Origin of the sequence: Apilactobacillus bombintestini (assembly GCF_003627035.1) — a bacterium.
Classification (GTDB): Bacteria; Bacillota; Bacilli; order Lactobacillales; family Lactobacillaceae; genus Apilactobacillus; species Apilactobacillus bombintestini.
In genome coordinates, this window is the sequence record NZ_CP032626.1 from 440,562 (window position 1) to 454,615 (window position 14,054).

The 14,054-nt window shown below is 34.0% G+C and carries 14 protein-coding genes; 13 read left to right on the top strand and 1 reads right to left on the bottom strand.

Annotated elements, in window-relative coordinates; all coding sequences use genetic code 11:
• Nucleotides 1–14 precede the first annotated feature (14 nt).
• The 4 genes from truA (at nucleotide 15) to D7I45_RS02145 (ending at nucleotide 2,517) form a co-directional block, all read left to right on the top strand.
• On the top strand, nucleotides 15–815 hold the full coding sequence (gene truA, locus D7I45_RS02130; protein ID WP_120784137.1) for a tRNA pseudouridine(38-40) synthase TruA: 801 nt from the start codon (nucleotides 15–17) through the stop codon (nucleotides 813–815).
• 120 nt (nucleotides 816–935) lie between these two features.
• On the top strand, nucleotides 936–1,379 hold the full coding sequence (rplM, locus tag D7I45_RS02135) for a 50S ribosomal protein L13 (RefSeq protein WP_120784138.1): 444 nt from the start codon (nucleotides 936–938) through the stop codon (nucleotides 1,377–1,379).
• Nucleotides 1,380–1,392: 13 nt separating this feature from the next.
• The gene (rpsI, locus tag D7I45_RS02140) at nucleotides 1,393–1,785 is read left to right on the top strand and encodes a 30S ribosomal protein S9 (RefSeq protein WP_120784139.1); all 393 of its coding nucleotides are present in this window, start codon (nucleotides 1,393–1,395) and stop codon (nucleotides 1,783–1,785) included.
• Nucleotides 1,786–1,953: 168 nt separating this feature from the next.
• Nucleotides 1,954–2,517, top strand: coding sequence for an ECF transporter S component (locus D7I45_RS02145; protein ID WP_422664727.1), 564 nt, complete (start codon nucleotides 1,954–1,956; stop codon nucleotides 2,515–2,517).
• A 57-nt stretch (nucleotides 2,518–2,574) separates the two neighbouring features.
• Here the strand turns inward: D7I45_RS02145 and D7I45_RS02150 are convergent, their stop codons facing one another.
• Nucleotides 2,575–2,883 (bottom strand): DUF2187 domain-containing protein, encoded by a 309-nt coding sequence (locus tag D7I45_RS02150; RefSeq protein WP_242446910.1) that lies wholly within the window; start codon nucleotides 2,881–2,883, stop codon nucleotides 2,575–2,577.
• Between the two features lie 139 nt (nucleotides 2,884–3,022).
• Here D7I45_RS02150 and D7I45_RS02155 point away from each other — a divergent pair, with 139 nt between their 5' ends.
• From D7I45_RS02155 to D7I45_RS02195, 9 genes are all read left to right on the top strand, one after another.
• Entirely contained in the window at nucleotides 3,023–3,664 is a 642-nt protein-coding gene (locus D7I45_RS02155; RefSeq protein WP_242446911.1) for a glycoside hydrolase family 73 protein, read from the top strand.
• Nucleotides 3,665–3,666: 2 nt separating this feature from the next.
• A complete protein-coding gene (locus D7I45_RS02160) occupies nucleotides 3,667–4,242 on the top strand; it encodes a xanthine phosphoribosyltransferase (RefSeq protein ID WP_120784142.1) in 576 nt (191 codons plus the stop codon).
• Nucleotides 4,243–4,347: 105 nt separating this feature from the next.
• Nucleotides 4,348–6,612 (top strand): DNA helicase PcrA, encoded by a 2,265-nt coding sequence (pcrA, locus tag D7I45_RS02165; RefSeq protein ID WP_120784143.1) that lies wholly within the window; start codon nucleotides 4,348–4,350, stop codon nucleotides 6,610–6,612.
• Nucleotides 6,613–6,632: 20 nt separating this feature from the next.
• Nucleotides 6,633–8,645, top strand: coding sequence for an NAD-dependent DNA ligase LigA (ligA, locus tag D7I45_RS02170; RefSeq protein WP_120784144.1), 2,013 nt, complete (start codon nucleotides 6,633–6,635; stop codon nucleotides 8,643–8,645).
• Nucleotides 8,646–8,663: 18 nt separating this feature from the next.
• A complete protein-coding gene (locus tag D7I45_RS02175; protein WP_120784145.1) occupies nucleotides 8,664–9,764 on the top strand; it encodes a CamS family sex pheromone protein in 1,101 nt (366 codons plus the stop codon).
• Between the two features lie 61 nt (nucleotides 9,765–9,825).
• On the top strand, nucleotides 9,826–10,131 hold the full coding sequence (gene gatC, locus D7I45_RS02180; RefSeq protein WP_120784146.1) for an Asp-tRNA(Asn)/Glu-tRNA(Gln) amidotransferase subunit GatC: 306 nt from the start codon (nucleotides 9,826–9,828) through the stop codon (nucleotides 10,129–10,131).
• Nucleotides 10,132–10,134: 3 nt separating this feature from the next.
• Entirely contained in the window at nucleotides 10,135–11,595 is a 1,461-nt protein-coding gene (gene gatA, locus D7I45_RS02185) for an Asp-tRNA(Asn)/Glu-tRNA(Gln) amidotransferase subunit GatA (protein ID WP_120784147.1), read from the top strand.
• Entirely contained in the window at nucleotides 11,595–13,016 is a 1,422-nt protein-coding gene (gatB, locus tag D7I45_RS02190; RefSeq protein ID WP_120784148.1) for an Asp-tRNA(Asn)/Glu-tRNA(Gln) amidotransferase subunit GatB, read from the top strand. The genes gatA and gatB overlap by 1 nt, the downstream gene beginning before the upstream one ends.
• Nucleotides 13,017–13,035: 19 nt before the next feature.
• Nucleotides 13,036–14,016 carry a diacylglycerol kinase gene (locus tag D7I45_RS02195; RefSeq protein WP_120784149.1) on the top strand — a complete coding sequence of 327 codons (981 nt, stop codon included), beginning with the start codon at nucleotides 13,036–13,038 and terminating at the stop codon, nucleotides 14,014–14,016.
• Nucleotides 14,017–14,054: the final 38 nt, after the last annotated feature.

Below are 14,054 nucleotides of genomic sequence, written 5' to 3' on the forward strand. Positions count from 1 at the left end.
TGTGACGAAATAAGATGGTTTATCGTTATAAAATAACTATGGCCTACGATGGAACCGATTTTTATGGTTTTCAAAGACAACCACATAAAAGAACGGTTGAAGGAACATTAACAAAGATAGTAAATAAGATGGCAAAAAATCCCGATCCAGCTATTAAAGTATATGGTTCAGGAAGAACTGATGCTGGAGTACATGCATTAGGGCAGGTAGCACATTTTGATTTTCCATTCGATATCGCTGAAAAGAATATGCTACGTGGATTAAATAGTATGTTGCCATTGGATGTACAAATTCTTAAAGTGGAAAAAGTATCATCTGATTTTCATGCAAGATATGATGTTTCTGGAAAGAGATATCTTTATCGAATGGACATGGGAGAATTTAGAAATCCTTTCAAGAGAAGATACACTGCACAGTGGCGTTTTCCCGTGGATATTGATAAAATAAACATTGCTTTGAAGGACTTAATTGGTGAACATGATTTTACTAGTTTTGTTGCTTCTGGATCATCTGCTAGAACAAATGTTAGAACCATTTATGAAGCTAAATGCCATATAGATGAAAAAGAAAATGAACTAGTATTTGAATTTTATGGTAATGGTTTCTTATACAACATGGTCAGAATCATGGTAGGGGTTCTAGTGGAAATTGGTTCTGGTTCTAGGGATGTACATGACATCCAACGTCTATACAAAGTTAAGGATAGAACTCAAGCAAGAAGAACGGTTCCAGCTAGTGGTTTATATCTAAAACATGTATACTACGAAGGCGAAGATCCTGAACATCCAACCAAATTACCTCATCATCAAAGATGATTTTAGGTTGACTTTATAAATAAAAGATTGTACTATTAGACATGGTATTGTTTGCCCCACATAAGCCCCGGAAACTTATTTTGGTGTCGAACAAACACAGAAACATGGAGGAAGATTAAAGTGCGTACAACATATATGGCAAAACCAGGTGAAGTAGAACGCAAATGGTACATTATCGACGCTACTGACGTAAGTCTAGGTCGTTTATCAAGTGTAGTTGCTTCTATTTTACGAGGAAAGAACAAGCCAACATTTACACCTCATGTAGATACTGGCGATAACGTTATTGTTATTAATGCAGCTAAGCTTGCATTAACAGGTCGTAAAGCTAAAGACAAGCTATACTCCCACCACACAGGTTATTTAGGTGGTCTAAAACAAAAAACTGCTGGTCAAATGTTACAAGATACTCCAGACAAGTTAGTTGAAACATCAGTTAAAGGTATGCTACCTGATGGAACATTAGCTCACAAGCAATTGTTACATCTACATGTATACGCTGATGCTAACCATGCTCACGCAGCACAAAACCCTGAAGTATTAGACATTAATAACCTAATTTAAGGAGGAAACTTAATTGGCTCAAGTACAATATCGCGGCACAGGCCGTCGTAAAGACTCAGTAGCCCGAGTAATGTTAGTACCCGGTACTGGTAAAGTTGTTATGAACAAGAAGGATATTGAAGATTACATTCCATTCCCTAACTTAAGAGCAGTGGTTATGCAACCATTCAATGTCACAGAAACACTAGGTAACTACGATGCTATCGTCAATGTTAACGGTGGTGGATTCTCAGGACAAGCTGGTGCAGCTCGTCACGGAATCGCACGTGCATTGCTAGAAGTAGATCCTGATTTCCGTGCTTCATTAAAGAGCGCTGGTTTATTAACTCGTGACGCTCGTATGAAAGAACGTAAGAAGCCAGGTCTTAAGAAAGCTCGTAAAGCTGGTCAATTCTCAAAACGTTAAGATATATTCTTATCTTTATGTTTCGAAAGCACTTCTCATTGGAGAAGTGCTTTTTTTGTTGCAATAAATGGACTTATGTTAATGATTAATGTTATTATAAACAAATAATTTTTAAAGATGCGATTGGCCTCATGGAGATGATGAATAATGAAAAGCAACACCCGTAAAATGAATATATTAACAATTTTTATCGCTATAATTTTAATTCAAACTAGTGTACCTGGACTAGGAAATCTACCTATTGGACCATTAAGTATTACTATTATTCCAATAACTGTAGTTTTAGCTGCAATATTGTTAGGAACTAAAGATGGAGCAATAATAGGTGCAACATGGGGAATTATTACGTTTATTAGAGCGTTTTGGTGGCCTACTAGTCCAATAGCTATATATGTATTTATTAATCCGCTAGTGTCCATTTTTCCACGAATAATGACAGGACTTGTAAGTGGTCTGATTTTTCATTATTTATATAATAAAGTGGATAAAAAGAAGTGGGTGTTAGTAATAACTGGAATGATTGGGTCATTAGTTAACACAGTGTTGCTTTTAAGCTTAATTTATTTATTCTATCGTGGAAATGCATTTAACATATATCACTTACAAGTAGATCAACTATTACCATATCTATTGGGAGTAGCTGGAACTAATGGAGTAATTGAAGCTATTTTGTCTGGAATCTTAGTTCCGGTTATTGCTACTCCATTACTAAAATTTAAAAGTAAAATGTAAAAAAAGACTTAGATTGATTAATTCAATCTAAGTCTTTTTATTATTACTATTTAGTTTTTATTTTTTACTTGATGATTTGTCCTCAGTTTTTTGGTCAGAATCAGATGATTTATCTTCATCCTTCTTCTTTCCTTTTGAATTATTAGGACCTTTTTTAACCATGGTTAGATTCTTGTTGTTGATAACAATTTTATCATGGTATTTATCTTCTAATGCAGGATCAGTAGTGTGGAAACCAATCATGTATGAATTATTGTATCCTTTTTCAATCATTCCTTGGAACTTCTTATGTTCTAGTTCAAATGAAACTTGATCACCTACATCAAATGGTGATTTATCATTACTAGTTAATTTATCTTTTACCAAAAGCATACATCTCCTAACATATATATCTTAAAAATACCTAAAAAAAGGCAATTTGTCAATTAATCCATATTGTGAAAAATTAATTGTCATTTTTTTTAAAGATAGTTTAAAATGATAATTAAATATAAGGAGAGATTATGTGAGTAGGAGAAAATATCGTAGAAGAAGAAAAAAGACATCTAATTTAGGATGCTTTGTTTTTATCTTATTGGTAGGAGTTCTACTTTTTGCTGGTGGAATTCATGTTTTTAATAAAATATATACTTATGATTCGTATAATCAAGAAAACGTTTTAAAGCAACATAAAAGATTTATTAATAAATTATTGCCTGCTGCCAATGATGTGCAAAGACGATATAACATACTAGTTAGCATTAGTTTGGCTCAAGCAATCCTAGAATCCAATTGGGGGACTAGTAAATTAGCTACACAATATAATAATCTATATGGTGTAAAGGCTAGTGCTAATTTGCCTTCCGCTAATCTATCTACACAAGAATTCGTTAATGGAGAATTTATTACTATAACTGGTAGGTTTAGAGTTTATGATAACTGGAATGAGTCAGTAGAAAAACACGCACAGTTGTTAGTGGGTGGAACTGACTGGAATCCTAATCAGTATAAAGATGTAATTAATTCTGATAATTATGTAGCGGCAGCTCGTGGATTACAAGTAGATGGCTATGCAACTGATCCCACATACACGAAAAAGATAATACAAATCATTCGTAAATATAAGTTGTATAAATATGATACGCAAGATCAAAATGTAGGAGGATAACCATGAAATTAATTGAAGACAAGATTAGAGAAGTAGGACGAGTACTACCAGGAGACATATTAAAAGTAGATGCATTTTTAAATCATCAAGTAGATGCAAATTTAATGTCTGAAATCGGAAAAGAATTTGCTCGTTTATTTAAAGATGAAGGTATTACTCGAATCGTAACAGTTGAATCTTCAGGTATCGCACCTGCAGTAATGGCTGGATTATATATGAATGTTCCAGTTGTGTTTGCTAGAAAGCACAAGAGTTTAACACTTACTGATAACGTGTATACCAGTGATGTTTATTCTTATACTAAACAAACTAGTAACAAAATTAGTATCGATAAACGTTTTATTAAACCCAATGACAAGTTATTAGTTATTGATGATTTCTTAGCTAATGGACAAGCTGTACAAGGCTTAATGAACATTGCTGAACAAGCTAATGTGGAAATTAAAGGTGTAGGAATCGTTATTGAAAAGTCATATCAAAAGGGACATGACATGATTAAAAAGAGTGGTATTCATCTAGAATCTTTAGCTAGAATAGCATCTTTATCAGATGGAAAAGTTTCATTTGTAGAAGAATAAAAAAAAGTCGGCAATTTTTGCCGACTTTTTATTTACAGCTAAATTAAAATTACTGTAGCTATGATATAATGACAGTATATATAAATTGAGAGGATTGTGTTTTTTGTGCCAGAAAATGATGTAATTGCAGGAATGAATGATAAACAAAAAGAAGCAGTATTATGCACTGAAGGTCCTCTATTGATAATGGCCGGTGCTGGTAGTGGTAAAACTAGAGTTTTAACACACCGTATTGCTTATTTAATTGAAGAAAAACATGTATTACCATGGAATATTTTAGCGATTACTTTTACTAATAAAGCAGCTCGCGAAATGAAAGAACGTGTATCTAAACTACTTGAAGTAGGTGGAGAAGACGTTTGGATTTCTACATTCCATGCTTTATGTGTTCGAATTTTAAGAAGACATATTGATAAAATTGGTTTTAATCGTGCTTTTACTATTGCTGGAAGCAGTGAACAAAGAACTTTAGTCAAAAGAATTCTAAAAGATTTTGATATTGATCCTAAAAAGAACGACCCACGTTCTATTTTATCTGCAATATCTAATGCTAAAAATGATTTAAAGACTCCTTATGAATTTAGTGAAAGCATTGATCATAACAGTCCGTTTGAAGAAACCGTTGCTAAAGTTTATGAAGAATATCAAAAGCGTTTGCACGGTAATGAAGCATTGGATTTTGATGATTTAATTATGTTGACTATTCAACTATTCAACGAATCTAAGGAAACCCTAGAATATTACCAAAACAAATTTAAATATATTCACGTTGATGAATACCAAGATACTAATGAAGCCCAATACAAATTAGTTACTATGTTGGCTGAAAAATACCGTAATATCTGTGTAGTAGGGGATGCTGACCAAAGTATTTATGGTTGGCGTGGAGCTAATATGAATAACATTTTGAACTTCCAAAGTGATTATAAAGATGCTCATACTACTTTGTTGGAACAAAACTATCGTTCTACTAAAAACATTTTAAATGCAGCTAACGATGTTATTAAAAACAACGTTACTAGAAAAGAAAAGCGTTTATGGACTGAAAATGAAACCGGAGATAAGATTTCATACTACCGTGGACAAAGTGAAATTGACGAAGCTAGATTTGCTGCGGGTCAAATTAAAAAGATTATCGAAGAACAAAATTATTCATACGGTGATTTTGCTATTTTGTATCGTACTAATGCACAATCACGTATCATTGAAGAAACTTTGTTAAAATCTAATATTCCTTACACAATCGTGGGTGGACACAAGTTCTACGATCGTAAAGAAATTCAAGATGTTTTAGCATACTTAACCTTTGTAGCTAACCCAAGTGATTCCATGAGTTTAGAAAGAGTTATTAACGAACCTAAACGTGGAATTGGTGCATCTAGTGTGGAAAAATTACGAGTATTTGCACAAGAAAATAATTGGTCCATGCTAGAAGCAACTAAGAATATAGAATTAAATACTACTTTAACTACTAGAGCTAGAACTTCTATTGGTAAGTTCGGTAAAGTTATGAGTAAGATTCAAAAGATTGCTGAAGATGCTAGTGTAACTGACATTACTCAACACGTGTTAGATGACACTGGTTATTTAGATGCTCTAAAGAAATCAAATTCCTTAGAATCTAAAGCAAGAATTGAAAATATTGAAGAATTTATTTCTGTTACTCAACAATTTGATAACAACCGCACTGAAGAAGAAAGTAACAATGAAGATAGTGAACCTATCACTGACTTCTTAGCTGACTTAGCATTAGTATCAGCACAAGATGATGTGGAAGATAATTCACCACAAGTTACTTTAATGACTCTTCATGCCGCTAAAGGTTTGGAATTCCCAGTGGTATTTCTAATGGGTATGGAAGAAGGAATCTTCCCATTAGGTAGATCCATGGAAAACGAAAAGGAATTAGAAGAAGAACGTCGTTTAGCATATGTTGGAATTACTCGTGCTCAAAAGCGTTTATTCATTACTAATGCCTTTTCTAGAATGTTATATGGTCGTCGTCAAACTAACCCTGAATCCAGATTTGTTAATGAAATTTCTCCTGAATTAATTAAATCTGAAAATGATTTCTCTAAGGCTAGTTCAGTTAAGACACCATTTGATTCCAATCGTTCAATGCGTAACAGTCGTTTTGCTACACAACGTGCTTACAAACAACCTGCTAAGAAGGTGCAAGCACCAACTGGAACTGGTGCAGACAAGAAGAGTTGGACTATTGGTGATAAAGTGCAACATAAAGCTTGGGGAACTGGTACTGTAGTTAAGGTAACCGGTGAAGGTGAAGATATGGAATTAGATATTGCCTTCCCAGATAAAGGACTTAAGCGACTATTAGCCGCATTTGCACCTATTCAAAAAGTCCAATAGAGCTAATAGAGGTGAGTTAATTGACTAACGAGGATACGCAAGAAGAATATAATCGCCTTAAAGATCAACTAAAGGTTTGGAGTCGTCAATACTACAACGAAGATAATCCTAGTGTTGAAGATAGTGTTTACGATAAAAACTATCGTAGATTACAAGAATTAGAAGCTGCTCATCCAGATTGGGTTACTAATGATTCACCAACACAAAACGTGGGAGGTCAAACTCTACCAGGATTTGATAAAGTTAGACACAACATTCCAATGCTATCTTTAGGGGATGTATTTTCTGAAGAAGAATTACATGACTTTATTCAAAGATTGGATAATAATTATCCACAAATCAAAGAATATAATTGTGAATTAAAAATTGATGGTTTAGCCATTTCTCTAAGATATGAAAATGGAATATTGGTTCAAGGATCCACTCGTGGTAATGGATCTATTGGTGAAGATATTACTAACAATTTAAAGACCATTGAATCTATTCCACAAAAACTAACTAAGCCTATTAACATTGAAGTTCGTGGTGAATGTTATATGCCTAAAGAATCATTTGCTAGATTAAACGAACAACGTGAAAAAAATGGTGAAGATGTTTTTGCTAATCCACGAAATGCGGCAGCGGGAAGTTTACGTCAATTAGATCCTAAGGTAACTGCTAGTCGTAAATTAAGTACATTTATGTATAACGTTGCTGATTATGATGATTTAGAAACTAATTCACAATCAGGATTATTGGAAGAATTAAAAGACTTAGGCTTTACTATTAATCCCACATACCGTGTGGTTAATAATATGAACGATGTTCATGATTATATTCAACACTATACTGAAATTAGAGATAGTTTGAGTTATGGAATTGATGGTATCGTAATTAAGGAAAACAACTTAAGTTTGCAACAAGAAATTGGTACTACAGTTAAGGTACCTAAATGGGCCATTGCTTTTAAGTTCCCACCAGAAGAAGTAGAAACTAAACTATTGGACATAGAATGGACCGTGGGACGTACAGGAGTAGTTACACCTACTGCAATTATGAATGAGGTACAATTAGCTGGAACCAAAGTATCTAAAGCATCTTTGCATAACCCTGACTATTTGATGGAAAAGGGTGTACGTATTGGTGACACAGTTAAGCTACACAAAGCAGGAGACATTATTCCAGAAATTTCTGAATACATCGCTGATAAACGTGATCCAGAAAGTAAAGAATATGTAATTCCTACTAAGTGTCCTTCCTGTGGTGCAGATTTAGTTCACTTGGACGATGAAGTAGCCCTAAGATGTATTAATCCTAAATGTCCTGCTCAACTAACAGAACAAATTAATCACTTTGCTTCACGAAATGCTATGAATATTGATGGATTAGGTCCAAAAATTGTTCAACAACTATTTGATAAACAAATGCTAGATGATGTATCTAGTTTGTATCGTTTAACTGCTGAACAATTGGAAACTTTGGATAAATTCGGTAGCAAGTCAGCTGCTAATTTGATGTCAGCAATTGACAATAGTCGTAGTAATTCTATGGAACGATTATTATTCGGGCTAGGTATTCGCCATGTAGGTGCTAAAGCTGCTAGAATTATATCGGAACACTTTGGTAGTGTTGATGCTTTAATGCAAGCTAGCTCCGATGAAATATCAGAAATTAATTCAATGGGACAAACTATTGCCGATAGTATCGTCACATATTTTGATAATCCAGAAGCGCAAAAATTGATTTCTGAATTGAAAGATTTAGGAATTAATATGCAATATCGTGGTAGTCGTGTTAATAGTGCTGATTTACAAGATTCACCATTTAACAATAAAACCATTGTATTGACTGGTAAATTATCAGAAATGACTAGACCTAAGGCTACTGAATGGTTAGAAAATCATGGTGCTAAGGTTACCGGAAGCGTTTCTAAGAATACTGATATTTTAATTGCCGGAGAAGATGCAGGAAGTAAGTTAACTAAAGCACAAAAGTTGAATGTAGATGTTTGGTCAGAACAACACTTCATTGAAGTGGCTAATGATACTGAATAATTTGTGGAGGAAAGCAAATTGAAAAAAATTAATATTTTAGTACTAGCACTTTTAAGTGCATTAATATTAGTATCTTGTGGAAGTAATGGCAGTGGAAGCAAATCTTCTGATACACAATTAATTTCACAAACTAACAATAATTATTACCAAGGAGTAATAAAGAAGGGACATTACGTTACAAGTAAGTCTCGTGGAGTTTCTGTTCAACAAAATGATAACCAACTTAACCTAAAAGGTTTTGAAAATGGTTTGTTGAGTATTTCTAAATCACAATTCCCAACAGATAGTTACATTTTGCAAGAAGGTCAATACATTGATACTAGTACTGCAGAAAAATGGTTAGATCGTAAGAGCAAGGATAATCCTGAAGGACTAAACCCTGCTGGAAAAGATACCAAAGAACCTATGTATCTACAACAAATGGATGAACAAGACTTTATGGAACAAAGTCATGGTTCACTAAATATTAAAGGAATGACCATTGGTTTAGGAATTAACTCTGTATACTACTACCGTAAAGAAGCTTATGGAGCAGTTTACCAAAGAAAATTGGATGACAAAGATGTGGAAACACAAGGTAAAGCAATTGCTAACCAAGTACTAAAACGTTTAAGACAACGTAAAGATTTAAAGAATATCCCTATCGTTATCGCTTTATATAAACAAGCATCCAATGATAGTTTAGTAGGTGGTAATTTCTTTGCATCATCCGTTAATGATAAAGGTGCTACTTCTATTAGTAACTGGAAATCATTAAACATTAAGAATTATGTATTACCTGATCAATCTAACAGAGATATTAATAGTAACGATGAAGATGCATTTGAAAACTTTAAGAACCAAGTACAAAAGTTCTTCCCTAATTTAAGTGGGGTAACTGCACAAGCTCATTATGTAAATGGTAATCTTCGTGGTATGCACATTAATATCACCACTCAATTCTATGGACAAAGTGAAGTTATTAGTTTTACACAATACGTGGATGCTATGGCTAAGAAGTATTTACCAAACAGTATCCCTATAGATATTCAAGTAAGTTCTTCTGAAGGAATTCAAAGTTTCTTATCCAGAAAGACAGGAAACAAAGATTTCTATACTCACGTATTCACCAGTTACTAATTTAATATGTTAGAATATTGATATTAATAGCTATTTATGATTTAAGAAAGAAGGAACAATAATGTCTGAAAAAATTAGTAAGGAGACAGTAAGCCATGTTGCTTCATTGGCTAAACTAGAATTAACTGACGAACAACTTCCATATTTTACTGACCAATTAGGTAGTATCATGGAAATTTTTGATTCCTTAAATGAAGTTGATACTAAAAACGTTGAACCAACTTTCAGCGTTACTGATCAAATTAATGTCATGAGAGATGACGTTGCTGATAATTGGGGACAAAGCGATGCATTATTGAAGAATGCTCCGGATGTTGCTGATAATCTTGTTAGAACACCAACAATCATTAATGAAAGCGAGGATTAAAAAATGGACTTTTTAGGAAAAGACATTTTTAGCGTTCATGAAAGTTTAGTAAAAGGTGACATCACTGCTGAAGAATTAACTAAGCAAGCAATTGAAAATGCTAAAAAGAATGATAAAAATATTAATGCTTTCATTTCTTTTGACGAAGAAAATGCTATTAAGCAAGCTCAAGAAATTGATAAAAAGGGAATTGATCCAGACAATGTATTGTCCGGAATTCCAGTTGCATTAAAAGATAACATGTTAACTAAGGGTGTATTAACATCTGCTGGTTCAAAAATGTTATCAAACTTTAAACCAGTTATTGATGGTACTGCTGTAGAAAAGATGAAAGAAGCAGGTACTATTAACATTGGTAAAACCAACATGGATGAATTTGCCATGGGAAGTTCTACTGAAACTTCATACTATGGTGATACTAAGAACCCTTGGAATTTAGATAAAGTTCCTGGTGGATCATCTGGTGGTTCAGCTTCTGCTGTTGCTGCAGGGGATGTGTTAGCTGCACTAGGTTCAGATACTGGTGGTTCTATCAGACAACCAGCTGCCTTTAACGGTATCGTAGGTATGAAACCAACTTATGGTCGTGTATCTAGATGGGGATTAATTGCCTTTGCATCTAGTTTTGACCAAATTGGTCCTATGACTAGAACTGTAAAAGACAATGCGGTCGTATTAAATGCTATTTCTGGTAAAGATGAACATGATATGACTAGTTCAGACAAAGAAGTTCCTGACTTTACTGCTAACATCGACAAAGGTGTTAAAGGTATGAAGATTGCTTTACCAAAAGAATACTTTGGTGAAGGTGTAGATGAAGACGTTAAGAAAGCTATCTTAAGTGCTGCTGATAAGTATCGTGAAATGGGAGCAACTGTTGAAGAAGTTTCTCTTCCAAACAGTAAATACGGTGTAGCTGCATACTACATTATTGCTCCATCCGAAGCTTCATCTAACTTACAAAGATATGATGGAATTCGTTTCGGTCACCGTTCTAAGGAAGCTAAGAACCTAGAAGAACTATATGTTAAGAGTCGTTCTGAAGGATTTGGGGATGAAGTTAAGCGCCGTATCATGTTAGGTACTTACTCATTATCTGCTGGATTCTTCGATGCTTACTTTAAGAAGGCTGCTGAAGTTAGAACTAAGATTATTGAAGATTTCCAAAAGGTATTTAAAGACTATGATCTTATTTTGACTCCAACTACACCAACTACAGCATTTGGTATTAATGAAAAGAAAGATCCATTAACTATGTACATGAATGATGTTTTGACTATTCCAGCTAACATGGCAGGTCTACCTGGTATGTCAGTACCAGCTGGTTTCTCAAACGATTTACCAATTGGTATGCAATTAATTGGTAAGCCATTTGATGAACAAACTATTTACCAAGCTGCTTATGCATTCGAACAAAACACTGATTTTCATGAAAAAGATCCAAAGATGGGGGGAGCAGAATAATGAACTTTGAAACTACTATTGGACTAGAAGTCCACGTTGAATTAAAGACTAATTCTAAAATCTTTAGTCCTTCTCCAGTTGCTTATGGTGCAGAATCTAACGTTAATACAAACGTTATTGATTGGGGATATCCTGGTGTTTTACCTACTACTAATAAAGGGGTAGTTAAATCAGGTATTATGGCTGCTTTAGCACTACATGCTCAAGTTGAAAAACATCCTCATTTTGATCGTAAGAATTACTTCTACCCAGATAATCCTAAAGCTTACCAAATTACTCAACAAGAAAAACCAGATGCACATGATGGTTGGATTGAAATTGAAGTAGACGGTAAGAAGAAAAAGATTGGTATCGAAGAAATGCACATTGAAGAAGATGCTGGTAAGAATACCCACGGACCTAAGCATTCATATGTGGATTTAAACCGTCAAGGTACTCCATTAATTGAAATTGTTTCTAAGCCAGATATTGCTTCACCTGATGAAGCATATGCTTACCTAGAAGCATTACGTCAAAGAATCCTATTTACTGGAATTTCTGACGTTAAGATGGAAGAAGGTTCTATGCGTGTGGACGTTAACGTTTCAGTACGCCCTTACGGACAAAAAAAATTCGGTACTAAGGTCGAATTAAAGAACTTAAACTCATTTAACTATGTAAGAAAAGGTCTAGCTTACGAAGAAAAACGTCAACAACAAGTAATTATGGCTGGCGGAAAGATTGAACAAGAAACTAGACGTTTCGATGAAAACACTGGTAAGACTATTTTAATGCGTGTCAAAGCCGGTGCAGATGATTACAGATACTTCCCAGAACCAGATTTACCATCATTAAATATTACTGATTCATGGATTAAAGAAATCGATGATGAAATGCCTGAAATGCCAGGAAGTCGTCGTGATCGTTATGTAAATGAATACGGTCTAAAAGAATATGATGCTATGGTTCTAACTCAAACCAAGGAAATGTCTGACTTCTTTGATGAAATGATGAAGTTAGGTGCTGATCCTAAGATGGCATCAAACTACCTACAAGTTAACGTTAATGGTTACTTGAATGATGAACAAAAAGACTTATCCGAAACAGAAATTACTCCAGAAAACTTAGCTACCATGATTAAGTTAATCCAAGATGGTACTATTTCCAGTAAGATGGCTAAGAAAGTCTTCAAGGCTATTACTCAAGGTAAAGAACCTAAGAAGTTTGTTAACGACAACGGTATGGTTCAATTATCTGATCCAGCTAAATTACAACCAATTATCGATGAAGTATTAGAAAATAATCCACAATCTATCGAAGATTACCACAACGGTAAAGATCGTGCTATTGGATATCTAGTTGGACAAATTATGAAGCAAACTCGTGGTAAGGCTAACCCACAAGTGGTAAACAAATTATTAATGAGTTCTATTAATAAATAACGTTTAGGAGAATCGCAACATGCAAAAAAGAGCACGCATAATATACAATCCAACATCAGGGCGAGAAGCTCTTAAACAAAAAATGATTGATATTCTTGCAGTATTTGAGCAAGCTGGTTATGAAACCAGTGCTTACGCAACCACTCCTGAACCTAATTCTGCTAAAAATGAAGCTAAAAGAGCTTCTTTAGAAGGGTTTGATTTAATAGTTGCTGCTGGTGGGGATGGTACTATTAACGAAGTAATTAATGGTATTGCTCCACTGGAAAAACGTCCTAAGTTAGCAATTATTCCTGCCGGTACCACTAATGATTTTGCTCGTGCTTTACACATTCCTAGAGAAGATCCTATTGAAGCTGCTAAAATAGTTTTGAAAAATCAAACCTTTAAGATGGATGTAGGTAAAGCCGCCGATAAATACTTTATTAATATAGCTGGTGGTGGTTTGTTAACCGAACTTACTTATGATGTTCCTTCAGAACTAAAGACTATTTTTGGTTATTTAGCATATTTAGTTCGTGGAGCAGAATTATTACCACGCATTAAACCCATTGATATGGATTTGGAATATGATGGTGGTGAGTTTAAAGGCAAAGCATCTATGTTCTTACTAGCAATGACTAACTCCATTGGTGGTTTGGAACGTATTGTTCCAGATGCTAAGTTGGATGATGGTAAATTTACCATGATTATTGTTAAAACTAGTAACATTATGGAAATAGTACAATTATTAGCTAAGGTAATTAGCGGAGGACGTCATATTAACGATTCACGTATTATCTATAAAAAGACTAATAAGTTAGTTGCTAATCCGGTAAAAGACAGAATGCAAATTAATCTAGACGGTGAATACGGTGGAGATGCTCCAATGACTTTCGTTGATTTGAAGCAACACATTGAAATGTATGCTAATCTAGATGAAATGCCTACAAAATCTATCAGTTATGATGCAGTAAAAGTAGAAAAGAAATTCATTGATAAAGTTGATAAATTATCTTAGTTGAATTTAAAATCGAAAAGTTTTGTTGTATGATTATT